The following is a 24811-nucleotide window of genomic DNA, read 5'->3' as shown; positions in this document are numbered from 1 at the left end:
CTGGTACGAGCGCTGAACAAAATGACGAAAGCAGGTATGCCTGAAAGCGTGCGTATTGCCTGAAAACACAACCCGCTACGGGGGAGACTTACCCGAAATCTGATTTATTCAACAAAGCCCCGCCCGGAACGTAATCACGAGTGATGGTGCCGGTCAACAATCCCTGCTCTAGCGGGGAATAAACCTGAACCACAATGCCATTATCACGACATAGCGGCAGCAGTTCGTTTTCCATTGCCCGGTCGAGGATACTGTATTTCGCCTGAATAATATCCAGTTCACCATATTGCAGATACTCGCGGATATGGTCAGCATCGACGTTAGCAGCGCCTATAGCGCGAATTTTCCCTTCAGCCTTCAACTCATTAAGCACTGCGACAGTTTCAGCGATCGGCGTAAAAAATGGCGGCACCGACTGCCAGTGCGTCATGTAGATATCGATGTAATCAATACCCAGACGTTGCAAGCTGGCTTCTACCTCTTCGCGGATAGATTCCGGGGAAAGGTTTTTATACAACTGCCGATCGCCAACTTTGTTGAATAAACTTCCTTTTCGTTCCCAGACAATGCCGCATTTGGTTTCTACTACAACCTGTTCACGGGGCAGTTTTTTTAACGCCTGACCGACGATAACTTCACTATTGCCAAAGTTATATCCTGGCGCAGTATCAATCAGATTAATGCCGCAACGATGGGCTTCAAGAATCGTATCAATACATATTTGCCGATCGAGATCGCCATTCCATGCAGGACCGCCGCCAATGGCCCATGTCCCCAACCCCATTCGCGAAAGCGTAATATCCGTTGTGCCTAAAGGTATCTTTTTCATTTGCCTTCATTATCCTTCGTATTCTTCCAGCAATTGTTCGACCAGCTTTCTGTTTTTTACGCCGGTGGTGGCACCGACGCTTAGAACCGAGATAGCCGCCGTTGCATTGGCAAAGCGTGCGCATTCACGCAGATTTTTGCCTTCTAACAGTGCCGCAATAAAACCTGAAGCAAAGTTATCGCCCGCGCCAATGGTGTCGATGGCGGTTATTCCTGCGACCGCCGGCACCTTCATCGTCATGTCACCACGCTTGATAAAGCAGCCGTCTTTACCCGTTTTAATCACCACCGTTTTTACGCCGCACGCAAGAAAGCAGTCAGCAATTTCATCCAATGTCTCTTTCCCGGTGAGTAATTTTGCCTCGGCATAATTAGGAAACAGATAATCGACATAACTCAATGCTTCGCAAATATCATCCAGCGTTTCATTCAACCGCGGTTTGATCATATCGGCACAGATAATCATCTGCCGGGTTTTAGCTTGCGTAAAAATTTCTGTTAGCGCTTTACCATCCAATAGAGGACTGTTGAAAATACTGGCCAGAGATAATAATTTCGCCTGAGAAAACCGCGAAAAATCAACATCGTCAATATTCAATTTCCACAGACTGCCGTTACGGTTTGTGACAAACGTCCGCTCGCCATCCTCCGTCACCAGTCCAACGTTAATAGAGGTATCTATGCTGACGTCCTGCTTCAGGCTTTGAATATCAATATTCTCTTTGCGGCAATGGTCGAGAATAAACTGTCCTGCGGCATCTTTACCAATACGGCTCATTAATGCTGTACGATGGCCCAGACGAGAAATAATTGTTGCTTCATTTATTGCATCACCCCCGGTGGTCATTGCGATTCTTTCAAGAGGATAAGAATCCACATCAAAGATATTTTTACTGACCGGTTGCAATGGAATATCAACAATAGCGGCACCTATACAAATAACGTCGAGATTATCCATATCATTATTCCGCTTTGCCATCAGAACCGAACAGTTTAATTTTTTCCAATGCCCGTTCTTTTACAGCTTTACGTACTTCACGTTCTAAATGCAGGAAAGGCTGATCCTGGTTTTCTTTCACTGCGACCATTGCGGCCTGACAGAGCTCCGTATGAATGTTGATTTTCGCGATACCCAACGAAATTGCAGTTTTAATGTCGGCATCACTGATCCCCGATGCACCGTGCAAAACCAGCGGAACAGAAACGGCATCACGTACGCGTTTGACGACCTCAAAGTTCAATTGTGGCTCTGACGTATAAACCCCATGCTGGTTGCCGATGGCGACAGCCAATGAGTCACAGCCCGTACGTTCAACAAATTCAGCCGCCTGGTCAGGATCGGTATAGTGATAGCCCGCCAGCGCTTCCTCATAAACGGTTTCATTACCGACATGCCCTAATTCCGCCTCTACCGGAATACCCAGCGGATGGAAGAAATCGACAGCCTCTTTGGTTAAACGAATATTTTCTTCGAAATCAAATGCAGAAGCATCACGCATTAATGAATTCATACCATGAGTCCAGGCGTTATGAATAATCTCCATACTCCGACCATGATCCCAATGAGTTATTACCGGCACAGTTGCTTTTCGTGCCATTGATACCATCATGTGAGAGAAATCTTCAAATGAGGTGTTGCCGACAAAACCTGTACCAAAAGAAATAATAACCGGTGATTTCGCTTCTTCGGCTGCGTCGATAACGCCCATCAATATTTCTGCATTCCATACGTTAAAATGGGCAATTGCATAATGTTTATTTGTGGCATCGTTTTCCCAATATCTGATATCTGCGAGCATATTCTGTTCTCCCGTATTAATTAATCGCTAATTTTAATAACGCCTTTAATAATGTCGCGTTTGTTGTTAACTGACTCTTCAAATGCCTGTTGTACATCCCGATAATCGTAAATATGCGTCACCATCGATTTCACATCGAATCGCCCTGAAGAAATAGCTTCAATCGTGACCGGATAACGATTGGCATAGCGGAATACCGTCTGGATAGTGACTTCGCGATTGATTTTGAGGAAATTGATTGCCGAATCGCCCGGTACAGTACCAACAATCATAATTTTACCGCCGCGCATTACCAGATAAGGTGCCTGTTTAATGGTGACCGCAGAACCCGCTGTTTCGAAAACAATATCTGCGCCCATGTCTTCGGTAAATTGCTGACAGCGTGAAATAGTGTCTTCTTTTGTGCCGTTAATAACCACTGTCGCACCAAGTTGTTCCGCCATTATCAGACGTTTTTCCAGCACATCAACGACGGCAATTTCCGTTGCGCCCAGGCATTTGCACGCTTGCAACGTCATCAAACCAATACAACCTGCTCCCAGAATAATTATCTTCTTACCCGGTTTAACATCTGCCAGCATCGCGGCATGCATCCCGACTGCGGCAGGCTCCACCAGCGCCCCTTCCATCGTGTCCATATTGTCTGGCAGTTTGTAAGTAAAGCTCTCCGGATGACACAGATAGTGCGTTAATGCGCCGCGGTAGTTGGGTTGTGTCGCCATAAAATCAACGTCCGGGCAGATGTTATATTTGCCTTCCAGACAGTAACGACAGTGACCGCAAGGAACGCCAGGTTCGATATTTACCCGATCCCCCGGTTTAAATTTGCGCACGCGGCTTCCCACAGCCACAACCGTCCCGGCGCATTCATGACCCAGGCCAATTTCTTGATTTGGGTCTTTAGGCGGAATAAACGGGCCTGATTCAAAACCATGTACATCTGAACCACAAATACCGACATATTCTACTTTAATCAAAACTTCATCTTCTTTAGGCACTGGTATTTCTGCTGAAATAATTTTCATTGTGCCCGGCACCTGCAATATTGCTTTTGAATTTTTCATTTTGAATCCACCCGTATTATTTATTGGCTACTGCATCAATACTTAAACTTTCAACGGAGACACCTTTGGTTTCAATTCCAATGGTGGCGATAGCAATTGCGACAACAATTGAAACAGCCCCCAGAAGAATAAAGACTCCCGTTACGCCATAACTACTGAGCAGCACTGCAACGGCATAAGGTGCGGCAATACCACTGATTCGCCCTACCGCATTCGCCAGACCGGAGCCACGGAGTTTGGCCTCTGTCGGCCAGATTTCAGGGACATACACTGCCGAGGCATAGCAAACGTACATATAGACGAAAGTAATCAGGAAGAAACCAATCAACGTTATGAGCAACATACTGGTTTGCAGTGAATAGATATATCCGAGCACCGCAATCAGGATTAATAGCCCCACACCCATTGTTTTACGCGGAATTTTATCCATCACCAGCATGGCAATAAAAATACCAAATGGCGCGCCAAACATACTCATGGTATTTAAAACAATCGAGTCTTTTAAATTAATCCCCTGGGTCATGAATATTGTTGGCAACCAGTTAATTAGTGTGTACTGCACAACGTTCATGGCAATCAGCACACAAGAGCCTAATATCACGCGTTTCAGTAATACTCCTGTCAGTAAGGCTGAATACGGCACCGCTTGTGGCGCTTTACCGTCATCAGCAATAACCACAGGCGGCAAAGGTTTACCCGTCTGGCGTATGACGCCTTCTTCTATACTCCGCATGACTTTCTCGGCTTCTTGATACCGTCCGCGCGATTCCAGCCAGCGCGGGGATTCAGGAAAGTAGCGCCAGGCCAGCGCCGTAGCGATAAGCGACAATATTGCAGGGATAAGCAGTTGTACCCGCCAGTTCCACTCTGCACTAATCAGCGGCGTGAGTCCCATCGCAATCAATGAACAGAGCGGATATGACCAGTTGCCAATAAAGGAAACCCGACTGGACCACGTTCCGCGATTTCTACCGGGCATATATTCGGTGAAACCAGCAAACAGTGTAACCAGTAAAGCTCCCAGCCCAACTCCCATCACAAAACGGCAGGCAATAAGAAAATCCATATTCGGTGAGAAAGCACCGACAACCATCGAGGCAATATGAATGGCCTCATAGAGGATGAACGCATTTCTGCGACCGGTTTTGTCGCCAATGATGCCGCCCACCAGCGCACCGAGAAACATTCCGGCGGTCGTGATTGCTGAGAATGTGGCTGTGGTGGAATTATCTGTCCAGCCCAACGCTTTCAGCTGCGCGAGGATCAAGCCACCAACGGCATTACTCCAGCAGACAAGCAAGCCAAACGCGACGATGGCAAACATTGATGAATGCCAGCGGCAATCCGGTAAGCGATCCAGCCGTGCACCACAATGCGGTTTTGTTATCTGTTCCATGCGATAACGTTCCTTCAGGAGAGTGGTTATTCATCAAAGTCGTAAGTCATGATCACTTTGATTGCGGTTTTATCGACCATCGCATCAAACCCTTCGCGCCATTGCGACAGGCCGATACGATGCGTAATCATCGGTTTGACTTTGATAGCGCCGCTGGCTAAGAGCCTGATAGCGTTACGCCATGAGGTGGAGTCATAGGCCATATGCCCAATGATGCTTTTGTTCCAGGCGGTAATGTCATTAATCGAGAAATCAAGAGGTTTGAAGCCCATTCCAACGCGTACCACTTCCCCGTTCGGGCGGAGCATTTCGATGGCTTGTTTCAGTGCGATATTGGCACCGGAGCATTCAATCACCAGTCCCAGATTGTCTTTGCCACAAATTTGCTGGCAGCGCACCACCACATCTTCGGTAGAACCATTTACTACTGCCGTCGCACCCAGTTCTTTTGCAACCGGGAAGCGGACCGCCACATCTTCTTGCAGACCAACGACGACGATATTTACCGCCCCCATAATTCGCGCCATTTGTACGGAGAACAGCCCGAGTGGGCCAGTGCCGATGACGACCACATCCTGACCAGGAAGGAATTTCGATTGCTGCGCGATGGATTTGTAGGCATTACAGATAGGGTCAAGTACGGCTGCGTCCTCATAATCAACACCATCAGGGATTTCCCACAACGCATGACGATGAATTTTGAGAATTTCACCAGGAACCAGACAATATTTGGAAAAACCACCGCCCCAGGTATTATTATCCAGACCAAGGTTTACTTTTTCTGTACAACACAGAAAATCACCTTATTCACAGGCCGGACAAACACCGCAAACGTGACCGCTGTTATCCGATACGACGCGTTGCCCCACTTTCCAGTCTTTGACTTTTTCACCAACCTGCGCAATACAACCTGCGAACTCATGGCCGCGGATAGAGTTAAACTCATCAGAACCGCTATCGACATTGTAGTGCTTCATGTCTGCGCCGCAGATTGCCGCGGCTTTAATTTCAATCACTACATCTTCCGGGCCACACATGGGTTGTGGGACATCAATCATCTTGTAGCCGCCAAAGGCCTTGCCAAACCGAGCCAGTGCTTTCATTGCGTCATCCTCTGTGTTTAGTTTTGCTTAGATGGCCATCATACTTACCCACATGATTTTTGAGGTCAACATTAAATCTGTAAAAAACAGATAATGATCTGCGTTTTACAACTCAGATCACAATTACGCAGAAAATGGCTGGGTCTGTTACAGGTTGATGGAAGGCGGGGCGCAAAAAGAGCAAATTCGAGAGGGATTACCGGCCAAATAGGTCTGAGACTTAAGTTCAGGAGAAGTCATTCAGGTGTGAACGGGACGGCAAGAGATCGGACTGGGACTTAGCCAGGTCATGGCGAGATAATTGAGATGAGTCGTGGGGTCATTGTTGGCTATCCCCTTCATAGCCGAGGCAAAAAGGGGATGAACCACTTACTTAAACATGGCAATAGGCTTTGCTGAGATACCAAAATCTTCTTTTAACTGCTGTTTGCTCTTCATGACCATCTGACCATTTGTGTCAATTGTCATATGCTGTGCTTCGATATTATGGCGGGCTTGCCACAGCATCACCAGTTGCAGGCAGTTCTCTTTTTGTTCCTCGGTCAACGCAACGCCATCAGGCCATTTCCCCAGTTCAACGGCGGTCGACAAACGCTGGTATACCTCAGGCATCATGCTGTTGATAATGTCATCAAGATTCATAATTTTTCCGCTCCTATGGAATAAGTTGCTGAATCGTTTTTTCAACCGTTGATTTCTTCGCCGTTTTCGCCATCGGTAAAGCGTAAAGAGGCAGAGTTAACACAATAACGTTCGCCCGTTGGCTGCGGCCCGTCGGGGAAGACATGCCCCAGATGGGCATCACAGTTACCGCAACGAATTTCTATGCGCTGCATTCCATGTGACAAGTCTTTGATATAACGAATGGATTCTTCACTTACCGGTTCGTAGAAACTGGGCCAGCCACAGCCGGAATCATACTTTGTTTGGGAATGAAACAGCGGGGCATCGCAGATCAAACAGTGATATACGCCGTCACGCTTGTTATGCAGTAAACGACCCGTAAATGGCGGCTCTGTCCCATGATTCTGCGTCACGTAAAACTGCATCTCGGACAAATTTTTTTTCAGTTCTTCTGCCGAAGGTTTATTAGCCATTTGCTCACATCTCACTTTAATCGTGCTCACATTACGTGACTGATTCTAACAAAACATTAACACCAACTGGCAAAATTTTGTCCTAAACTTGATCTCGACGAAATGGCTGCACCTAAATCGTGATGAAAATCACATTTTTATCGTAATTGCCCTTTAAAATTCGGGGCGCCGACCCCATGTGGTCTCAAGCCCAAAGGAAGAGTGAGGCGAGTCAGTCGCGTAATGCTTAGGCACAGGATTGATTTGTCGCAATGATTGACACGATTCCGCTTGACGCTGCGTAAGGTTTTTGTAATTTTACAGGCAACCTTTTATTCACTAACAAATAGCTGGTGGAATATATGACTATCAAAGTAGGTATCAACGGTTTTGGCCGTATCGGTCGCATTGTTTTCCGTGCTGCTCAGAAACGTTCTGACATCGAGATCGTTGCAATCAACGACCTGTTAGACGCTGATTACATGGCATACATGCTGAAATATGACTCCACTCACGGCCGTTTCGACGGTACCGTTGAAGTGAAAGACGGTCATCTGATCGTTAACGGTAAAAAAATCCGTGTTACCGCTGAACGTGATCCGGCTAACCTGAAATGGGACGAAGTTGGTGTTGACGTTGTCGCTGAAGCAACTGGTCTGTTCCTGACTGACGAAACTGCTCGTAAACACATCACCGCTGGTGCGAAGAAAGTGGTTATGACTGGTCCGTCTAAAGACAACACTCCGATGTTCGTTAAAGGCGCTAACTTCGACAAATATGCTGGCCAGGACATCGTTTCCAACGCTTCCTGCACCACCAACTGCCTGGCTCCGCTGGCTAAAGTTATCAACGATAACTTCGGCATCATCGAAGGTCTGATGACCACCGTTCACGCTACTACCGCTACTCAGAAAACCGTTGATGGCCCGTCTCACAAAGACTGGCGCGGCGGCCGCGGCGCTTCCCAGAACATCATCCCGTCCTCTACCGGTGCTGCTAAAGCTGTAGGTAAAGTACTGCCAGAACTGAATGGCAAACTGACTGGTATGGCGTTCCGCGTTCCGACCCCGAACGTATCTGTAGTTGACCTGACCGTTCGTCTGGAAAAAGCTGCAACTTACGAGCAGATCAAAGCTGCCGTTAAAGCTGCTGCTGAAGGCGAAATGAAAGGCGTTCTGGGCTACACCGAAGATGACGTAGTATCTACCGATTTCAACGGCGAAGTTTGCACTTCCGTGTTCGATGCTAAAGCTGGTATCGCTCTGAACGACAACTTCGTGAAACTGGTATCCTGGTACGACAACGAAACCGGTTACTCCAACAAAGTTCTGGACCTGATCGCTCACATCTCCAAATAAGTTGAGATGACACTGTGATCTAAAAAGAGCGACTTCGGTCGCTCTTTTTTTTACCTGATAAAATGAAGTTAAAGGACTGCGTCATGATTAAGAAAATTTTTGCCCTTCCGGTCATCGAACAAATCTCCCCTGTCCTCTCCCGTCGTAAACTGGATGAACTGGACCTCATTGTGGTCGATCATCCCCAGGTAAAAGCCTCTTTTGCATTACAGGGCGCACACCTTCTCTCGTGGAAACCTGCGGGTGAAGAAGAAGTTCTGTGGTTGAGCAACAACACACCGTTCAAAAATGGCATCGCTATTCGCGGTGGCGTACCGGTTTGCTGGCCGTGGTTTGGTCCGGCGGCACAACAAGGCCTGCCTGCGCACGGTTTTGCCCGCAACCTGCCGTGGACGCTGAAATCACATCGTGAAGATGCTAATGGCGTAGCGCTGACTTTTGAATTGACGCAAAGCGAAGAGACGAAAAAATTCTGGCCGCACGACTTTACGCTGTTAGCGCATTTCCGCGTGGGTAAAACTTGTGAAATCGATCTTGAATCACATGGCGAATTTGAAACCACCTCTGCCCTGCATACCTACTTTAACGTGGGTGATATCGCTAAGGTAAGCGTCAGTGGGCTGGGCGATCGCTTCATTGATAAAGTGAATGACGCGAAAGAAGATGTACTGACCGATGGTATTCAGACCTTCCCTGACCGTACCGATCGCGTGTATCTGAATCCACAAGATTGCAGCGTGATTAATGATGAAGCGCTGAATCGTATTATCGCCGTAGGCCACCAGCATCATCTGAACGTTGTCGGCTGGAACCCGGGACCGGCGCTTTCAATTAGCATGGGCGATATGCCGGATGATGGCTACAAAACATTTGTTTGTGTAGAAACGGCTTACGCTTCAGAAACGCAAAAAGTGACCAAAGAGAAACCTGCACATCTGGCGCAATCCATTCGCGTTGCGAAACGTTAATTTACGTTAATGTTGTGTGCCGGGTGCGATGCATCCGGCACACAACATCACACCATATCCAGCGCAGTTTTTCCTTTTGGTGCCGGATATGCCTTATCCAGCATAGCTAATTCCGCTGAAGAAAGTTCGACCTCAAGCACAGCCGCATTTTGTTGGACATGGGCAATCGTGGCCGCTTTTGGAATCGCCATCACACCCTGATGACTGATCACCCACGCCAACAATACTTGTGCCGCGCTGATATTGTGAGCATGTGCAATTTCGTTGACTACCGCGTTTTTTAACAGTCCATTGCGCAACCGCCCGGCCTGGGCTAACGGACTGTAAGCCATCACCGGCATCTGCTGTTGCTGGCACCAGGGGAGTAGATCGTACTCAATTCCTCGTGAACCGAGATGGTAAAGCACCTGATTAGTGGCACACTGATTTCCCCCCGGCAGCTGCCAGAGTTCCTGCATATCAGCATAATCAAGGTTAGAAACGCCCCAGCGGCGGATTTTTCCCTGGGCGATCAATTTTTCCATCGCTGCGACAGTCTCTTCAAAAGCGAAACTGCCAGACCAGTGTAATAAGTAAAGATCGAGATAATCAGTATTGAGACGGCGTAAACTGGCTTCGCATGCATTTATCGCTTTTTGCCCGCCAGCATTCCACGGATAGACTTTAGAGACGAGAAAGACCTTCTCTCGCAGACCGGTTAATGCTTCCCCAACCACCTTTTCGGCACCGCCATCGGCATACATTTCGGCGGTATCAATGAGGGTTAAACCGAGTTCAATGCCCGCGCGTAGTGCAGCAACTTCTGTTTTGCGCTGACTGGCATCTTCGCTCATATACCATGTTCCCTGCCCTACGGCTGGCAGTGAGACATCGCCACTAAATTGAATCATTTTTTGTTGCATTGTTTCCTCCCAGGTATTGCACCACCGTAATGCAAAACAGGGCGTGACGCCCTGTTTTTATGCACAAAATGCCCTGGAAAGATGCATTATCAGAATTTGTAGGTGATCCCGGTAGAAATCAGGCCAGTCCAGGATTTATCCACCATCGGGCTGTCAGTAACTTCATCAGACAGACGGGTGTAGCGTGCGGTACCGTAAACACTCCAGTCGCCGAGGAAGTTGTAGCTGGCGCTCAGCTCCAGGTAAGGGCTCCAGCTGTCGTTCGGGTTATAGCCACGCAGACCGCTGCGAGCGGACTCTTTGCGCGATACGCCATAATAGTATTCGTTCTGGTTTTCGCTGTTCCACTGCACACCAATACCCGGAGTCACGGTCAGGCCACCGTTGGTGTAACGATACAACCAGGCCATATCCCAGACGATGCCGTTGCTGTTATCCAGGGTATCGCCAGCCAGGGTGGTACGCAGGTAACCGTACTGGGTAAAGTGAGCATAAGACAGACCAGCCATCATGGTGCTCTTACGGTCATCCAGGTGACGCATTTGGTGATCGCCACTGTCTTTCGCTTTGAAGTAAAGCGGCGACCAGTAAGCGGTAATTGAAAGTTTATCCGTTGCGTCATTCCACAGGTAGTAACCACCACCTAAGCCACGGAACCAGAAGTTATCGCCTTCATAGTTGATTACCGGTACTGGGTAAACATCGGTATCGTAATCTTTATATGGGTGTTCAACGACACCTACGCCTGCGCCCAGGGAAAATTTACCTTCAGCGTGCGCTACGCCTGCAGACGTTGCGATAAGCACTCCAAGTGCCAGAAGTTTGAGTTTGGTCACAATTAATCATTCCTTAAACAAATGTTTAGCGGGCGACAAAGTTTACCCGTCAATACATCGAAACCCAACCTTTTTACGTTTTCATTTTTTAAAGTAACTGTTTAATTTTCCTGACGCGGATGACACCGCGCTTACAGCCAAATGAATTTAGCGTTACTGGCGAGCCTGGTCTTTACATTAATTATGCAAAATTTATGGATGAGTTGTTGATATGCCATTGAAATTAAGAAAGCCGTGCAGGCAAGTTTTCCATTTGCCATCTACGCTTAATTTTGAAGGTGTATCACCGGGCACGTTGTTCTCATCGTCGATAAAATGGCATGAGAGTTGCTGTGTTTTAGCAAGAGACGTCGTTCAGTTTACCTCTTCCGGGAGCCTCTACTATTCATATGAACGGCTCTTAACCTGTGCTAAAAAACGAAAGGACGGCATACCATGAATATATTCGATCACTATCGCCAGCGATATGAAGCTGCCAAGGACGAAGAGTTCACACTGCAGGAGTTTCTTACCACTTGTCGGCAAGATCGCAGTGCTTATGCCAACGCGGCTGAGCGGCTATTGATGGCTATCGGTGAGCCTGTCATGGTCGATACAGCCCAGGAACCCAGACTTTCTCGACTCTTTTCTAACCGGGTCATTGCACGTTATCCGGCGTTTGAAGAGTTTTACGGCATGGAAGACGCGATTGAACAGATTGTCTCTTATCTGAAACACGCGGCTCAGGGGCTGGAAGAGAAGAAACAAATCCTGTATCTGCTGGGGCCTGTGGGTGGGGGTAAATCATCGCTTGCTGAGCGACTGAAATCATTAATGCAGCTCGTACCGATTTATGTATTGAGCGCCAACGGTGAGCGTAGCCCGGTCAACGATCATCCGTTCTGTCTTTTCAATCCGCAGGAAGATGCGCAGATTCTGGAAAAAGAGTATGGCATTCCTCGCCGTTATCTCGGCACCATCATGTCGCCGTGGGCGGCAAAACGCCTGCATGAATTTGGTGGCGATATCACTAAGTTCCGGGTAGTGAAGGTCTGGCCGTCAATTCTGCAACAAATTGCTATCGCCAAAACGGAACCCGGCGATGAGAACAACCAGGACATCTCCGCGCTGGTTGGGAAAGTCGATATTCGTAAACTCGAACACTACGCGCAGAATGACCCGGACGCCTACGGCTATTCCGGTGCGCTGTGCCGCGCCAATCAGGGGATCATGGAATTCGTTGAGATGTTTAAAGCACCGATTAAAGTGCTGCATCCCTTGTTAACCGCCACTCAGGAAGGTAACTACAACGGGACGGAAGGTATCTCCGCCCTGCCGTTCAACGGGATTATTCTCGCACACTCGAACGAGTCCGAATGGGTCACTTTCCGTAATAACAAAAACAACGAAGCCTTCCTCGATCGTGTTTACATCGTGAAGGTGCCGTATTGCTTGCGCATTTCCGAAGAGATCAAAATCTACGAGAAATTGCTTAATCACAGTGAATTGACTCACGCCCCATGCGCCCCTGGCACGCTCGAAACACTGTCACGTTTTTCCATTCTTTCGCGCCTGAAAGAGCCAGAAAACTCCAGCATTTATTCAAAGATGCGGGTTTATGATGGCGAAAGTCTGAAAGACACCGATCCCAAAGCCAAGTCGTATCAGGAATATCGTGACTACGCCGGTGTCGATGAAGGGATGAACGGTCTGTCGACGCGTTTTGCGTTTAAGATCCTCTCCCGCGTGTTCAACTTCGATCATGTAGAAGTGGCAGCAAACCCGGTCCATCTGTTCTACGTCCTGGAACAGCAGATTGAGCGCGAGCAGTTCCCACAAGAGCAGGCAGAACGCTATCTGGAGTTCCTGAAAGGTTATCTGATCCCGAAATATGCCGAGTTTATCGGCAAAGAGATCCAGACGGCCTACCTTGAATCCTATTCCGAATATGGGCAAAACATTTTCGACCGTTATGTTACCTACGCGGATTTCTGGATTCAGGATCAGGAGTATCGCGATCCGGATACTGGGCAGCTGTTTGACCGCGAGTCTCTTAACGCCGAGCTGGAGAAAATCGAGAAACCGGCGGGGATCAGTAATCCAAAAGATTTCCGCAACGAGATTGTTAACTTCGTACTGCGCGCCAGAGCGAATAACAGCGGACGCAATCCGAACTGGACCAGCTATGAAAAACTGCGCACGGTCATCGAGAAGAAAATGTTCTCCAATACCGAGGAGCTGTTGCCGGTTATCTCGTTTAACTCCAAAACGTCAACCGACGAGCAGAAGAAACACGACGACTTTGTCGACCGTATGATGGAAAAAGGCTACACCCGTAAACAGGTGCGTTTACTGTGCGAATGGTATTTGCGCGTACGTAAATCGTCTTAACAACCCTGGCCCGGTACACATGTTACCGGGCCTACAACGACAGCGAACCGTGGGCCTGAGAAGCGGCAACACAGGCGTAGCATACAGTTGGCAAATGTAGTACGGGGGGCATATGACCTGGTTTATTGACCGGCGTCTGAACGGCAAAAACAAAAGCATGGTGAATCGCCAGCGTTTTTTACGCCGTTATAAAGCGCAAATTAAACAGTCGATCTCCGAGGCCATTAATAAGCGTTCGGTGACTGACGTCGACAGCGGCGAATCCGTATCCATTCCCACGGAAGATATTAGCGAACCGATGTTTCATCAGGGGCGTGGCGGTCTGCGCCACCGCGTGCATCCGGGCAATGACCATTTCGTCCAGAACGACCGAATTGAACGTCCCCAGGGTGGCGGCGGAGGTTCCGGCAGTGGTCAGGGCCAGGCCAGCCAGGATGGTGAAGGTCAGGATGAATTTGTCTTTCAGATTTCGAAAGATGAGTATCTTGATCTGCTCTTTGAAGATTTGGCCTTACCGAATCTGAAACAAAACCAACAACGCCAGCTGACCGAATATAAAACGCATCGGGCGGGTTATACCGCTAACGGCGTTCCGGCCAATATCAGCGTTGTGCGTTCATTGCAGAACTCACTGGCGCGACGCACAGCCATGACGGCAGGCAAGCGGCGGGAACTTCATGCACTGGAAGAGAATTTGGCCATCATCAGCAACAGTGAACCTGCGCAACTGCTGGAAGAGGAACGTCTGCGCAAAGAAATTGCAGAATTACGTGCCAAAATTGAACGCGTCCCTTTTATTGACACCTTCGATTTACGTTACAAGAACTACGAGAAGCGGCCCGATCCCTCCAGCCAGGCAGTGATGTTTTGCCTGATGGACGTTTCCGGTTCAATGGATCAATCCACTAAAGATATGGCTAAGCGTTTTTATATTCTGCTGTATCTGTTCCTCAGCAGAACGTATAAGAACGTGGAAGTCGTATACATCCGCCATCATACCCAGGCGAAAGAAGTCGATGAACATGAGTTTTTCTACTCGCAGGAAACAGGCGGCACCATTGTTTCCAGCGCCCTGAAACTGATGGATGAGGTAGTGAAAGAGCGTTATAACCCGGCACAGTGGAATATTTACGCTGCACAAGCATCGGACGGCGATAACTGGGCCGATGACTCTCCGCTTTGCCATGAAATCCTGGCGAAAAAATTATTACCTGTTGTTCGTTATTACAGCTATATCGAAATTACCCGTCGTGCACATCAGACATTGTGGCGAGAATATGAGCATCTGCAATCTACTTTCGACAACTTTGCGATGCAGCACATCCGCGACCAGGATGATATTTATCCGGTGTTCCGTGAACTGTTTCATAAACAAAATGCAACAGCTAAAGGCTAAAACTATCAGCCAGGTCATTATCGCCTGGCTGATTTTTAGCTTACTGTAAATTATCTCATTTATTACATACATTAGCTTACAATCGCTTTAAATATGACAGCATAACCTTTACATAATTTAGTTCCAGAAAACAATCATTCGGAAAAATGATTCAGTCAACACGTATTTCCATGGGGTTATTCTTTAAATATTTTTTATCGTTAACGAAAATTGATCCTGGTCAAAACTATATATCTCTGCCATCAATAAAATCCAGCACTCACATTGCTCTCCTTTTTATGGTTTCTATGGGTACACAAAAATTAAAAGCTCAAAGCTTTTTTATTTTCAGTTTATTGCTGACGTTAATTTTATTTTGCATTACTACCTTATATAACGAAAACACAAATGTAAAACTCATCCCACAGATGAATTACCTGATGGTTGTTGTGGCTTTGTTTTTCCTTAACGCCGTCATTTTTCTTTTCATGTTAATGAAATATTTCACTAACAAACAAATTTTACCAACACTCATTTTAAGCCTTGCATTTTTAAGTGGCCTTATCTATTTAGTTGAAACCATTGTAATTATCCATAAACCAATTAACGGCAGTACACTGATCCAGACAAAGTCGAATGATGTTTCTATTTTCTATATTTTCCGCCAACTCAGTTTTATTTGTTTAACCTCGCTGGCGCTCTTTTGTTATGGAAAAGACAACATCCTTGACAACAATAAGAAAAAAACGGGAATCCTGTTGCTGGCGCTGATCCCTTTTTTAGTTTTTCCCCTTCTGGCACACAATCTGAGCAGTTATAACGCTGACTATTCTTTGTATGTCGTCGATTACTGTCCGGACAACCATACTGCGACCTGGGGAATCAACTATACAAAAATATTGGTTTGTCTGTGGGCATTTTTACTGTTCTTTATTATCATGCGCACACGATTAGCCAGCGAACTATGGCCGTTAATAGCATTATTATGTCTGGCATCGCTATGCTGCAACTTACTTCTACTGACTCTGGATGAGTATAATTATACTATCTGGTATATCAGTCGCGGGATTGAAGTTTCCAGTAAACTGTTTGTTGTGTCTTTTCTGATTTATAACATTTTTCAGGAGCTGCAACTCTCCAGCAAACTGGCAGTTCATGATGTGCTGACCAATATTTATAATCGGCGCTACTTTTTCAACAGCGTAGAGTCATTATTGTCGCGACCTGTTGTTAAGGACTTCTGTGTCATGCTGGTTGATATTAATCAGTTCAAACGCATCAATGCCCAATGGGGACATCGTGTGGGTGATAAAGTGCTGGTTTCAATTGTCGATATTATCCAGCAAAGCATCCGCCCCGATGATATTTTAGCGCGACTGGAGGGTGAGGTGTTTGGCTTGCTATTTACCGAACTCAATAGTGCCCAGGCAAAAATCATTGCGGAACGTATGCGTAAAAATGTCGAACTCCTGACCGGCTTTAGTAACAGATATGATGTTCCTGAACAAATGACCATCAGTATTGGCACGGTTTTTTCAACGGGTGACACGCGTAATATCTCGCTTGTCATGACGGAAGCAGATAAAGCCTTACGCGAAGCGAAAAGCGAGGGGGGCAACAAAGTGATTATTCATCATATTTAAGTGCAAAAATATTCAGAGCCATGCTTTTTGCGTGGCTTTTGCATACAATTTATTACTATTACCCCTAAATTTCCCCTCCCCAGCGGCGCAGAGATGAGTATAATTAGCGCCCCTGTGCCAGGCCGCAATCGAACTTTATCTGGTTTTCTCGTTTCACTAACCGAAGGAGTGCCATTTATCATGAAATTGCACCATAGAATGCTCCGGCATTTTATCGCCGCAAGTGTCATTGTGCTGACATCTTCCTTCCTTATTTTTGAACTTGTCGCCAGCGACAGAGCAATGAGTGCCTATCTGCGCTATATCGTGCAGAAAGCAGACTCCTCCTTTCTTTATGATAAGTATCAGAATCAGAGTATTGCCGCGCATGTGATGCGCGCTCTCGCTGCTGAGCAGTCGGAAGTGTCGCCAGAACAGCGGCGCGCCATCTGCGAGGCTTTTGAGTCTGCCAATAACACCCATGGCTTAAACCTGACTGCCCATAAATACCCGGGCTTACGCGGCACACTACAAACCGCATCCACTGACTGCGACACAATTGTGGAAGCTGCAGCACTATTACCCGCTTTTGATCAGGCAGTGGAAGGCAACCGCCACCAGGATGATTACGGTTCAGGTCTTGGGATGGCCGAAGAGAAATTTCACTATTATCTCGATCTCAATGACCGCTATGTCTATTTTTATGAGCCGGTTAATGTTGAATACTTTGCGATGAATAACTGGTCCTTCCTGCAGTCAGGAAGTATTGGCATCGATCGCAAAGATATTGAAAAGGTATTTACCGGGCGTACCGTATTGTCGAGCATTTACCAGGATCAGCGTACTAAACAGAACGTGATGAGTTTGCTGACGCCGGTATATGTCGCAGGGCAGCTAAAAGGGATTGTGCTGCTGGATATTAACAAAAACAATCTGCGGAATATCTTTTATACTCATGACCGCCCTCTCCTCTGGCGTTTTCTCAATGTCACGCTAACCGATACCGATTCGGGGCGCGACATTATCATCAACCAGAGCGAAGATAATCTGTTCCAGTATGTCAGTTACGTCCATGACTTACCGGGCGGCATTCGTGTCTCGTTATCCATTGATATTCTTTACTTTATCACGTCTTCGTGGAAAAGCGTTCTGTTCTGGATTTTGACGGCGTTAATTTTGCTGAATATGGTGCGGATGCACTTCCGTTTATACCAAAATGTGTCGCGAGAAAATATTAGTGATGCGATGACTGGACTGTATAATCGCAAAATTTTAACCCCTGAACTGGAGCAGCGGTTGCAGAAACTGGTGCAATCCGGTTCTTCGGTGATGTTTATTGCTATTGACATGGACAAGTTAAAGCAAATAAATGACACCCTCGGTCATCAGGAGGGGGATTTAGCGATTACGTTATTAGCTCAGGCGATTAAACAGTCGATTCGTAAAAGTGATTATGCCATCCGACTCGGTGGCGATGAATTCTGCATCATTCTTGTCGATTCGACGCCGCAAATTGCAGCACAACTGCCTGAACGTATCGAAAAACGTCTGCAACATATCGCGCCGCAGAAAGAGATCGGCTTCTCTTCCGGTATTTACGCGATGAAAGAAAACGATACGTTACATGATGCGTATAAAGCTTCCGATGAGCGTTTATATGTCAATAAGCAGAACAAAAACAGCCGTTCATGATAACCTTCTGTGGTTGTTTGCTTGTAATCTCAGGAGCGTGAAATGACTGAAATGGCTAAAGGAAGCGTGACGCATCAGCGGTTAATCGCTTTATTATCACAAGAAGGTGCTGACTTCCGCGTCGTTACCCATGAAGCGGTAGGTAAATGTGAAGCGGTGTCAGAAATTCGTGGCACCGCTCTAGGCCAGGGTGCTAAGGCACTGGTATGTAAAGTCAAAGGCAATGGCGTAAATCAACATGTTCTGGCGATCCTCGCAGCCGATCAACAGGCCGATCTGAGCCAACTCGCCAGCCATATAGGCGGATTACGCGCTTCGTTGGCCAGCCCGGCGGAAGTCGATGAACTCACAGGCTGTGTCTTCGGCGCGATCCCCCCTTTCAGCTTCCATCCAAAACTCAAACTGGTTGCCGACCCTCTACTCTTCGAACGATTTGATGAAATCGCCTTCAATGCAGGCATGCTGGATAAATCCGTTATTTTGAAAACCGCGGATTATTTGCGCATTGCGCAACCAGAACTGGTCAATTTCCGCCGCACTGCGTAACTAGCCGGTCCGTTCGATAAGAAGAACGGACAAAACCAGTACAACAGCAATGGCAAAAAACGATGACGTGATAATCAGTGTCTCGACAAACATTTGATCGTTCATAGCATGCCCCCGGGAGATAGCTGTTTTCACGTTATTGTTAGCGTGCACAAATGGCAGTTTGATGACAGTTCGCCTGATTTTTTATGCAAAAAACGTAAAGATTTTCTACTTCCTTCCTGCAGCAAGCGTAAAGTAAGCAGGCTTATTATTTTTTGGCAAGGAAACCACGATGTTTGATGTCACTTTGCTGATCCTGCTCGGGTTAGCTGCGCTGGGCTTTATCAGTCATAACACCACTGTCGCCGTTTCAATTCTGGTGTTAATCATTGTCCGCGTCACACCGTTAAGCACCTTTTTTCCGTGGATTGAAAAACAGGGGCTAAGTATCGGGATAATCATTCTGACGATTGGCGTTATGGCCCCCATCGCCAGCGGGACGCTACCGCCCTCAACCTTGATTCACTCGTTTCTGAACTGGAAATCACTGGTGGCGATTGCAGTAGGCGTGATTGTCTCCTGGCTGGGTGGGCGCGGCGTGACGTTAATGGGCAGCCAGCCGCAACTGGTCGCCGGGCTGCTGGTAGGCACTGTTTTAGGCGTAGCGCTGTTTCGCGGCGTACCGGTTGGGCCGCTTATTGCCGCGGGTCTGGTTTCGCTGATTGTGGGGAAACAGTAGTTAATCTCGCAATATATCGGCCTGGCGTTTGCCCCAGGCCTTTCTTAAACATAGTAATAAAGGCCGTTGTTGAATCATACCCCAGCGTATGAGCAACTTTCTGTACAGTATCGCCTTTCACTAATCCCTGAAGCGCCATAATCAGCTGTAACTGCTGACGCCACTGGCGAAAACTCAACCCCGTCTCTTTTACTATCAGTCGGGCAAGATTGCGTTCACTCATCGCAAAAAAGCCAGCCCATTGCCCCAATGCCCCCCACTCGACAGGCCCTTTCGCCATCATCTCCACCATCGTGCTGATTTTAGGATGAGAAGAAACGGGCAGGTGCAGCTGTTGTTGTGGCTGCTGAGGGAGTTCATCAAACAGGACCTGAATTAATCTGCGGGTCATTGGCTCAGCACGCTGAGTCGTCGTCCTGTTTGCCAGGGTTAAAATTAATTCCCGGCATAAGGGCGATATTTTCAATGTGCAACATGTTGTCGGCATTGTCACTGCGCTGGGTTCGATAAACAGAAAACAGAGTTCAGCATTAGCTGTTACTTGATTGCTATGTTCCACCCCGCCCGGTATCCAAACCGCATATTGTGGCGGCACCATCCACAAAGCATTTTCCACCGTACAGGTAATTGCACCATGTAGCGCCAGTATCAGCTGTCCTTTGCGGTGCTGATGTACAGGACTGGTTAACTCATCCGTTCCGGCGTGAATACAAAATGCGACCGCGGCTTCATGGTGTCGGTCGGGTTCATAGCCATTGAGATTCAACCTGTGCATCATTTTGTCCGAACTTAGCGATAATTTGTCATTTTAGCTTGATTCAACATAACAATAAAAACGGTAAGGTACAGCCTCGTTTGTAACAATGAGAAGCATATGACCTGTTCAACTTCATTAAGCGGCAAAAACAGGATTGTCCTTATCGCTGGCATTCTGATGATTGCCACAACATTACGCGTCACCTTTACCGGCGCAGCACCGTTACTGGATACGATTCGTTCCGCTTACTCGCTGACGACAGCGCAAACCGGCTTATTGACCACCCTGCCATTATTGGCCTTTGCGCTAATCTCACCTTTGGCTGCCCCGGTAGCGCGACGTTTTGGTATGGAACGTAGCCTGTTTGCCGCGTTACTTTTGATCTGTGCTGGTATCGCAATTCGCTCTCTCCCTTCGCCTTACTTATTATTTGGCGGTACAGCGGTCATTGGCGGTGGGATTGCATTAGGCAATGTCTTACTGCCAGGATTAATTAAACGCGATTTCCCTCATTCCGTCGCCAGACTTACCGGTGCATATTCCCTGACAATGGGAGCTGCAGCGGCACTGGGATCGGCTATGGTCGTGCCGCTGGCTTTGAACGGTTTTGGCTGGCAAGGCGCGTTGCTCATGCTGATGTGTTTTCCTCTGCTGGCTCTTTTTTTATGGCTGCCACAGTGGCGAAGTCAACAACATGCAAATTTGAGTACCTCGCGCGCCTTACATACTCGGGGTATCTGGCGTTCGCCGCTTGCCTGGCAGGTCACATTGTTTCTTGGGATCAACTCACTGGTCTATTACGTGATTATTGGCTGGCTTCCGGCGATCCTCATCAGTCACGGCTATAGCGAAGCACAGGCGGGTTCACTGCATGGTTTGCTGCAACTAGCCACAGCAGCACCCGGTTTGCTGATCCCACTTTTCTTACATCATGTGAAAGATCAGCGTGGTATTGCAGCGTTCGTTGCCTTGATGTGCGCAGTGGGCGCGGTTGGGCTCTGCTTTATGCCAGCGCACGCGATCACCTGGACTCTGCTTTTCGGTTTTGGTTCCGGCGCAACAATGATACTGGGGTTGACGTTCATTGGTCTGCGGGCTAGTTCTGCGCATCAGGCGGCGGCACTCTCGGGGATGGCACAATCCGTCGGGTATTTGTTGGCAGCCTGTGGGCCGCCGCTGATGGGTAAAATACACGATGCTAACGGTAACTGGTCTGTACCACTTATGGGTGTTGCCATACTTTCACTACTGATGGCGATTTTCGGACTTTGCGCCGGGAGAGACAAAGAAATTCGCTAATATCCGGTGCTATAGTGACGTAACAAATCATGCGTGAAAGGGAGAACAAACACGATGAATATTCAGTGCAAACGCGTTTATGATCCGGCTGAACAGAGCGATGGTTATCGCATACTGGTCGACCGCCTCTGGCCGCGCGGTATCAAAAAAACCGATTTAGCCCTTGATGAGTGGGATAAAGAAATCACGCCGTCAACGGAACTGCGCAAAGCCTTTCACGGCGAAGTCGTCGATTATGCAACCTTTCGCGAGCAATATCTTGCAGAACTGGCGCAACACGAGCAAGAAGGAAAGCGGCTGGCGGACATCGCCAAAAAACAGCCGCTGACCCTGCTCTACTCAGCAAAAAACACCACGCAGAACCATGCGCTGGTGCTGGCCGACTGGCTACGTAGCTTGTGATTTTAGTACAGCATCCGGCGGTTATTTTTCACCAGCCGGATGGTCACGCCGCCACAATGCCCATTCATCAATCGTTTCACCGCCCGGTAATTTGCAATTGTTGCTGACCCCTTGCGCTGTCTGCACTGGAATGAGCGTCCCGCCCTTCTGCTGGCAATAGACCGACGCCGGATTTGCCATACCAATCTGCGGCGGTTTAGGTGCTTCTGGCTGAGAAGGGGTTGAACAACCAGCCAGGACCAGCAAGCAAGGCAGAACAAAACTGATAATTTTCATTTATTGATCTCACATATTTATCCAAGATTAGAGTATCGCGGTATCGTTTTGTTTTGCAGCACTATTTTTATTACATTCACTCAAAACATATTACGTCTTGTTTCATCTTTGTTGATGATGTTTTATCATGCCTGCAAAGATTAAATAATCAGCATTTACCCGCCGTATCCTGGAGTTGTTCCGTGTCAGATCAGATTATCGCCCGCGTCTCGCAATCCCTTGCCAAAGAACAGTCACTGGAAAGTCTGGTCCGACAGCTTCTGGAGATGCTGGAAATGGTCACTGATATGGAATCAACCTACCTGACCAAAGTGGATGTCGAAGCGCGCCTGCAGCATATTATGTTTGCCCGTAACAGCCAGAAAATGTACATCCCGGAGAATTTTACCGTCTCGTGGGATTACTCGTTATGCAAACGCGCCATTGATGAAAACTGCTTTTTCAGCGATGAAGTCCCCGACCGTTGGGGTGACTGTATTGCGGCACGCAATCTTGGCATCACCACATTTCTGAGCACGCCAATTCACTTACCGGATGGATCATTCTATGGCACGCTTTGCGCCGCCAGCAGTGAGAAGCGCCAGTGGAGTGAACGCGCGGAACAGGTTTTACAGTTATTCGCCGGACTGATTGCACAATATATTCAAAAAGAGGCACTGGTTGAACAGCTGCGCGAAGCCAATGCTGCGCTGATTGCGCAATCGTATACCGACTCGTTAACCGGGCTACCGAATCGGCGGGCGATTTTTGAAAATCTGACGACACTGTTTTCCCTCGCCCGGCATCTTAACCATAAGATAATGATCGCGTTTATCGATCTGGATAACTTCAAATTAATCAATGATCGTTTTGGTCATAATAGTGACGATCTGTTTCTCATTCAGGTTGGCGAGCGCCTTAATACGCTCCAGCAAAATGGCGAAGTTATTGGTCGTCTCGGCGGTGATGAGTTTTTAGTTGTTTCACTAAACAACGAGAATGCGGATATTTCGTCGCTGCGAGAACGCATTCAGCAGCAAATACGTGGAGAATATCACTTAGGTGATGTTGATTTGTATTATCCCGGTGCCAGTCTTGGCATAGTAGAAGTCGATCCTGAAACAACCGATGCAGACAGTGCCCTGCATGCTGCCGATATTGCGATGTATCAGGAGAAAAAACACAAACAGAAAACACCTTTTGTCGCGCATCCAGCGCTACATTCCTGAGGCGTATTCACATCCTTTTGATTGGTGATAACATGCGAATCGGTATTATTTTTCCGGTTGTAATCTTCATTACAGCGGTCGTATTTTTAGCATGGTTTTTTATTGGCGGCTATGCTGCCCCGGGAGCATAAAGATGAAAAAAACAACGATTATTATGATGGGTGTGGCGATTATTGTCGTACTCGGCACTGAGCTGGGATGGTGGTAACGTCACCTCTAAAAAATAGCAAAGGCTGCCTGTGTGCAGCCTTTGTGCAATTTAAGCGTTAACTTTTAATCTTCCTGTAGATAAATAGCACGACAATCGCACCAATAACGGCAACCACGAAGCTGCCAAAATTGAAGCCATCGACTTTACCAAAGCAAAACAGCGTGCTGATCCATCCGCCGACTACGGCACCGACTATCCCCAGCAGGATAGTCATAAAGAATCCACCGCCATCTTTACCTGGCATGATCCACTTCGCCAGAATACCGGCAATAAGCCCAAAAATAATCCATGACAGAATGCCCATTGTTTCCTCACTTATCTGTTTTGCATTAGCGGGTTAGTCGCTGATAAAAAGCATAGCACAACATCGGGAGGGCAAGATTTGTGACGAGCATCACGGAGGTTTTTTTTGCGATGGCGCAGAAATTGCGCCATCAACGATCAGTGATAATTACCAACCACAAACATCATGTTCGTTTTCCGTGTCATAAGAACGTACGGTATTCACCAGATCTTTTATCACTTCAGCCGCCACTTCTGGCACCAGCAAAGTCATCGGCGTCTCTGTTTCATAATCGACAGAAACGCCATTGCTGTTATTGGTGACGGTCACGGTATACGTTGCTTTGCCCATGATTCATTTCCCGTTATGAATGACTTTCCGTTGTTGCGCACCTTCCATCAGGACTTCAGGAGCCACGAAGAAGTCAATGTTGAAATAAGTATCGTCAGTCATGGCTTCAATGTTGTGCCACTTTTCTGGAGGGAACACCGCAAACTGCCCCGCTTCGATAAGGATCACCTGATCAGGCTCTGCACTGTGTTCATCAGGGTAGCCGAAATATTTGACCGCCCCATGCATAACGGAAAGGCGTGGGTAAACCCCATAAGCGCTAACTTAAGGGTTGAACCATCTGAAGAATGCGACGCCTCGGTGCCTCGTTAAGACGATGCCTCGCGTTCTTCAATTGCGTTTTGTAGGCTGTCAGGGATACTGTCCCA

General features: G+C 47.6%; 27 protein-coding genes and 3 pseudogenes. 14 read left to right on the top strand and 16 right to left on the bottom strand.

The genetic code is table 11. The annotated features are described in order from the left end of the window. Positions 1 to 63: hypothetical protein (locus K0778_RS27815; RefSeq protein ID WP_224236997.1), on the top strand; the 63-nt coding region annotated here is incomplete at its 5' end. A gap of 40 nt (positions 64 to 103) precedes the next feature. Here K0778_RS27815 and ydjG read toward each other — a convergent pair. The 8 genes and pseudogenes from ydjG to msrB form a co-directional block, all read right to left on the bottom strand. Beyond that, positions 104 to 829, bottom strand: a pseudogene (ydjG, locus tag K0778_RS21375) (NADH-dependent methylglyoxal reductase); the annotation flags it as partial. Between the two features lie 9 nt (positions 830 to 838). Next, on the bottom strand, positions 839 to 1786 hold the full coding sequence (locus K0778_RS21370) for a sugar kinase (RefSeq protein ID WP_001299568.1): 948 nt from the start codon (positions 1784 to 1786) through the stop codon (positions 839 to 841). Positions 1787 to 1790: 4 nt separating this feature from the next. Next, positions 1791 to 2627 (bottom strand): ketose-bisphosphate aldolase, encoded by an 837-nt coding sequence (locus tag K0778_RS21365; RefSeq protein ID WP_001556648.1) that lies wholly within the window; start codon positions 2625 to 2627, stop codon positions 1791 to 1793. A 20-nt stretch (positions 2628 to 2647) separates the two neighbouring features. Further along, positions 2648 to 3691, bottom strand: coding sequence for an NAD(P)-dependent alcohol dehydrogenase (locus tag K0778_RS21360; protein WP_000798116.1), 1044 nt, complete (start codon positions 3689 to 3691; stop codon positions 2648 to 2650). A 16-nt stretch (positions 3692 to 3707) separates the two neighbouring features. Then, positions 3708 to 5087, bottom strand: a complete 1380-nt coding sequence (locus K0778_RS21355) for an MFS transporter (RefSeq protein ID WP_000435295.1) — start codon at positions 5085 to 5087, stop codon at positions 3708 to 3710. A gap of 26 nt (positions 5088 to 5113) precedes the next feature. Further along, positions 5114 to 6190 (bottom strand): annotated as a pseudogene (locus K0778_RS21350) (zinc-binding dehydrogenase). A 369-nt stretch (positions 6191 to 6559) separates the two neighbouring features. After that, the gene (locus K0778_RS21345; RefSeq protein WP_001300415.1) at positions 6560 to 6832 is read right to left on the bottom strand and encodes a YeaC family protein; all 273 of its coding nucleotides are present in this window, start codon (positions 6830 to 6832) and stop codon (positions 6560 to 6562) included. A 41-nt stretch (positions 6833 to 6873) separates the two neighbouring features. Beyond that, a complete protein-coding gene (gene msrB / locus K0778_RS21340) occupies positions 6874 to 7287 on the bottom strand; it encodes a peptide-methionine (R)-S-oxide reductase MsrB (protein WP_001284618.1) in 414 nt (137 codons plus the stop codon). Between the two features lie 341 nt (positions 7288 to 7628). Between msrB and gapA the strand changes: the two genes are divergently transcribed. Next, positions 7629 to 8624 carry a glyceraldehyde-3-phosphate dehydrogenase gene (gapA, locus tag K0778_RS21335; RefSeq protein ID WP_000153502.1) on the top strand — a complete coding sequence of 332 codons (996 nt, stop codon included), beginning with the start codon at positions 7629 to 7631 and terminating at the stop codon, positions 8622 to 8624. An 83-nt stretch (positions 8625 to 8707) separates the two neighbouring features. Continuing rightward, complete coding sequence (locus K0778_RS21330) at positions 8708 to 9592, top strand: D-hexose-6-phosphate mutarotase (RefSeq protein ID WP_001295488.1); 885 nt, start codon at positions 8708 to 8710, stop codon at positions 9590 to 9592. Between the two features lie 47 nt (positions 9593 to 9639). Here K0778_RS21330 and yeaE read toward each other — a convergent pair whose 3' ends face one another. Then, positions 9640 to 10494 carry a methylglyoxal reductase YeaE gene (gene yeaE / locus K0778_RS21325; RefSeq protein ID WP_001186374.1) on the bottom strand — a complete coding sequence of 285 codons (855 nt, stop codon included), beginning with the start codon at positions 10492 to 10494 and terminating at the stop codon, positions 9640 to 9642. 89 nt (positions 10495 to 10583) lie between these two features. Then, on the bottom strand, positions 10584 to 11330 hold the full coding sequence (gene mipA / locus K0778_RS21320; protein WP_000163771.1) for a scaffolding protein MipA: 747 nt from the start codon (positions 11328 to 11330) through the stop codon (positions 10584 to 10586). A 435-nt stretch (positions 11331 to 11765) separates the two neighbouring features. Between mipA and yeaG the strand changes: the two genes are divergently transcribed. The 5 genes from yeaG to yeaK all read left to right on the top strand — a co-directional run bounded on the left by yeaG (position 11766) and on the right by yeaK (position 18935). Then, positions 11766 to 13700, top strand: coding sequence for a protein kinase YeaG (yeaG, locus tag K0778_RS21315; RefSeq protein WP_001619525.1), 1935 nt, complete (start codon positions 11766 to 11768; stop codon positions 13698 to 13700). Between the two features lie 112 nt (positions 13701 to 13812). Next, positions 13813 to 15096: a YeaH/YhbH family protein gene (locus K0778_RS21310; RefSeq protein WP_000219687.1), complete on the top strand. Its 1284-nt coding sequence runs from the start codon at positions 13813 to 13815 to the stop codon at positions 15094 to 15096. A gap of 146 nt (positions 15097 to 15242) precedes the next feature. After that, on the top strand, positions 15243 to 16718 hold the full coding sequence (locus tag K0778_RS21305) for a GGDEF domain-containing protein (RefSeq protein WP_000616433.1): 1476 nt from the start codon (positions 15243 to 15245) through the stop codon (positions 16716 to 16718). 180 nt (positions 16719 to 16898) lie between these two features. Continuing rightward, positions 16899 to 18389: a diguanylate cyclase DgcJ gene (gene dgcJ, locus K0778_RS21300; RefSeq protein ID WP_000766132.1), complete on the top strand. Its 1491-nt coding sequence runs from the start codon at positions 16899 to 16901 to the stop codon at positions 18387 to 18389. A 42-nt stretch (positions 18390 to 18431) separates the two neighbouring features. Further along, entirely contained in the window at positions 18432 to 18935 is a 504-nt protein-coding gene (gene yeaK / locus K0778_RS21295; RefSeq protein WP_000138043.1) for a mischarged aminoacyl-tRNA deacylase, read from the top strand. Here yeaK and yoaI read toward each other — a convergent pair whose 3' ends face one another. Then, a complete protein-coding gene (gene yoaI / locus K0778_RS21290; protein ID WP_000999630.1) occupies positions 18936 to 19040 on the bottom strand; it encodes a small membrane protein YoaI in 105 nt (34 codons plus the stop codon). Positions 19041 to 19209: 169 nt separating this feature from the next. Here yoaI and K0778_RS21285 point away from each other — a divergent pair, with 169 nt between their 5' ends. After that, a complete protein-coding gene (locus K0778_RS21285; RefSeq protein ID WP_000460707.1) occupies positions 19210 to 19656 on the top strand; it encodes a DUF441 domain-containing protein in 447 nt (148 codons plus the stop codon). Here the strand turns inward: K0778_RS21285 and nimR are convergent. Next, positions 19613 to 20434, bottom strand: a complete 822-nt coding sequence (nimR, locus tag K0778_RS21280; RefSeq protein ID WP_063084477.1) for a DNA-binding transcriptional regulator NimR — start codon at positions 20432 to 20434, stop codon at positions 19613 to 19615. The genes K0778_RS21285 and nimR overlap by 44 nt on opposite strands. A gap of 96 nt (positions 20435 to 20530) precedes the next feature. Here nimR and nimT point away from each other — a divergent pair, with 96 nt between their 5' ends. Both nimT and K0778_RS21270 read left to right on the top strand, forming a co-directional pair. Next, positions 20531 to 21712, top strand: a complete 1182-nt coding sequence (nimT, locus tag K0778_RS21275; RefSeq protein WP_000128491.1) for a 2-nitroimidazole transporter — start codon at positions 20531 to 20533, stop codon at positions 21710 to 21712. A gap of 54 nt (positions 21713 to 21766) precedes the next feature. Then, positions 21767 to 22114 (top strand): DUF488 domain-containing protein, encoded by a 348-nt coding sequence (locus tag K0778_RS21270; RefSeq protein ID WP_001326526.1) that lies wholly within the window; start codon positions 21767 to 21769, stop codon positions 22112 to 22114. A gap of 21 nt (positions 22115 to 22135) precedes the next feature. On the opposite strand, the gene yoaF is transcribed toward K0778_RS21270, so the two are convergent. After that, positions 22136 to 22390: a DUF333 domain-containing lipoprotein YoaF gene (gene yoaF, locus K0778_RS21265; protein WP_000691930.1), complete on the bottom strand. Its 255-nt coding sequence runs from the start codon at positions 22388 to 22390 to the stop codon at positions 22136 to 22138. Positions 22391 to 22572: 182 nt separating this feature from the next. On the opposite strand from yoaF, the gene dgcP reads away from it, so the two are divergent. The 3 genes from dgcP to yoaJ are packed head-to-tail and all read left to right on the top strand — an operon-like array spanning position 22573 to position 23806. Beyond that, a complete protein-coding gene (gene dgcP / locus K0778_RS21260) occupies positions 22573 to 23598 on the top strand; it encodes a diguanylate cyclase DgcP (RefSeq protein WP_001424275.1) in 1026 nt (341 codons plus the stop codon). 32 nt (positions 23599 to 23630) lie between these two features. Next, positions 23631 to 23729, top strand: a complete 99-nt coding sequence (locus tag K0778_RS21255; protein WP_001219350.1) for a YoaK family small membrane protein — start codon at positions 23631 to 23633, stop codon at positions 23727 to 23729. 2 nt (positions 23730 to 23731) lie between these two features. Next, a complete protein-coding gene (yoaJ, locus tag K0778_RS21250) occupies positions 23732 to 23806 on the top strand; it encodes a protein YoaJ (protein ID WP_001386836.1) in 75 nt (24 codons plus the stop codon). A gap of 58 nt (positions 23807 to 23864) precedes the next feature. On the opposite strand, the gene K0778_RS21245 is transcribed toward yoaJ, so the two are convergent. The 3 genes and pseudogenes from K0778_RS21245 to yeaR form a co-directional block, all read right to left on the bottom strand. Further along, positions 23865 to 24113 carry a GlsB/YeaQ/YmgE family stress response membrane protein gene (locus tag K0778_RS21245; protein ID WP_016247284.1) on the bottom strand — a complete coding sequence of 83 codons (249 nt, stop codon included), beginning with the start codon at positions 24111 to 24113 and terminating at the stop codon, positions 23865 to 23867. 147 nt (positions 24114 to 24260) lie between these two features. Next, on the bottom strand, positions 24261 to 24443 hold the full coding sequence (locus tag K0778_RS21240) for a DUF1869 domain-containing protein (protein ID WP_000513737.1): 183 nt from the start codon (positions 24441 to 24443) through the stop codon (positions 24261 to 24263). Positions 24444 to 24446: 3 nt separating this feature from the next. Further along, a pseudogene (gene yeaR, locus K0778_RS21235) lies at positions 24447 to 24695 on the bottom strand (DUF1971 domain-containing protein YeaR); the annotation flags it as partial. Between the last annotated feature and the right edge of the window lie 116 nt (positions 24696 to 24811).

The sequence above is a fragment of the Escherichia sp. XD33 genome (genome assembly GCF_019375075.1).
GTDB classification, from domain to species: domain Bacteria; phylum Pseudomonadota; class Gammaproteobacteria; order Enterobacterales; family Enterobacteriaceae; genus Enterobacter; species Enterobacter flexneri_A.
The sequence above is the reverse complement of the archived record's forward strand: the minus strand, read 5'-3'. Positions and strand labels throughout refer to the sequence as shown.

Coding starts and splice junctions, on each gene's coding strand:
- K0778_RS21370 (WP_001299568.1), bottom strand. CDS start 1,786: ATGGATAATCTCGACGTTATTTGTATAGGTGCCGCTATTGTTGATATT.
- K0778_RS21365 (WP_001556648.1), bottom strand. CDS start 2,627: ATGCTCGCAGATATCAGATATTGGGAAAACGATGCCACAAATAAACAT.
- K0778_RS21360 (WP_000798116.1), bottom strand. CDS start 3,691: ATGAAAAATTCAAAAGCAATATTGCAGGTGCCGGGCACAATGAAAATT.
- K0778_RS21355 (WP_000435295.1), bottom strand. CDS start 5,087: ATGGAACAGATAACAAAACCGCATTGTGGTGCACGGCTGGATCGCTTA.
- K0778_RS21345 (WP_001300415.1), bottom strand. CDS start 6,832: ATGAATCTTGATGACATTATCAACAGCATGATGCCTGAGGTATACCAG.
- msrB (WP_001284618.1), bottom strand. CDS start 7,287: ATGGCTAATAAACCTTCGGCAGAAGAACTGAAAAAAAATTTGTCCGAG.
- gapA (WP_000153502.1), top strand. CDS start 7,629: ATGACTATCAAAGTAGGTATCAACGGTTTTGGCCGTATCGGTCGCATT.
- K0778_RS21330 (WP_001295488.1), top strand. CDS start 8,708: ATGATTAAGAAAATTTTTGCCCTTCCGGTCATCGAACAAATCTCCCCT.
- yeaE (WP_001186374.1), bottom strand. CDS start 10,494: ATGCAACAAAAAATGATTCAATTTAGTGGCGATGTCTCACTGCCAGCC.
- yeaG (WP_001619525.1), top strand. CDS start 11,766: ATGAATATATTCGATCACTATCGCCAGCGATATGAAGCTGCCAAGGAC.
- K0778_RS21310 (WP_000219687.1), top strand. CDS start 13,813: ATGACCTGGTTTATTGACCGGCGTCTGAACGGCAAAAACAAAAGCATG.
- K0778_RS21305 (WP_000616433.1), top strand. CDS start 15,243: ATGATTCAGTCAACACGTATTTCCATGGGGTTATTCTTTAAATATTTT.
- dgcJ (WP_000766132.1), top strand. CDS start 16,899: ATGAAATTGCACCATAGAATGCTCCGGCATTTTATCGCCGCAAGTGTC.
- yeaK (WP_000138043.1), top strand. CDS start 18,432: ATGACTGAAATGGCTAAAGGAAGCGTGACGCATCAGCGGTTAATCGCT.
- yoaI (WP_000999630.1), bottom strand. CDS start 19,040: ATGAACGATCAAATGTTTGTCGAGACACTGATTATCACGTCATCGTTT.
- K0778_RS21285 (WP_000460707.1), top strand. CDS start 19,210: ATGTTTGATGTCACTTTGCTGATCCTGCTCGGGTTAGCTGCGCTGGGC.
- nimR (WP_063084477.1), bottom strand. CDS start 20,434: ATGATGCACAGGTTGAATCTCAATGGCTATGAACCCGACCGACACCAT.
- nimT (WP_000128491.1), top strand. CDS start 20,531: ATGACCTGTTCAACTTCATTAAGCGGCAAAAACAGGATTGTCCTTATC.
- K0778_RS21270 (WP_001326526.1), top strand. CDS start 21,767: ATGAATATTCAGTGCAAACGCGTTTATGATCCGGCTGAACAGAGCGAT.
- yoaF (WP_000691930.1), bottom strand. CDS start 22,390: ATGAAAATTATCAGTTTTGTTCTGCCTTGCTTGCTGGTCCTGGCTGGT.
- K0778_RS21255 (WP_001219350.1), top strand. CDS start 23,631: ATGCGAATCGGTATTATTTTTCCGGTTGTAATCTTCATTACAGCGGTC.
- K0778_RS21245 (WP_016247284.1), bottom strand. CDS start 24,113: ATGGGCATTCTGTCATGGATTATTTTTGGGCTTATTGCCGGTATTCTG.
- K0778_RS21240 (WP_000513737.1), bottom strand. CDS start 24,443: ATGGGCAAAGCAACGTATACCGTGACCGTCACCAATAACAGCAATGGC.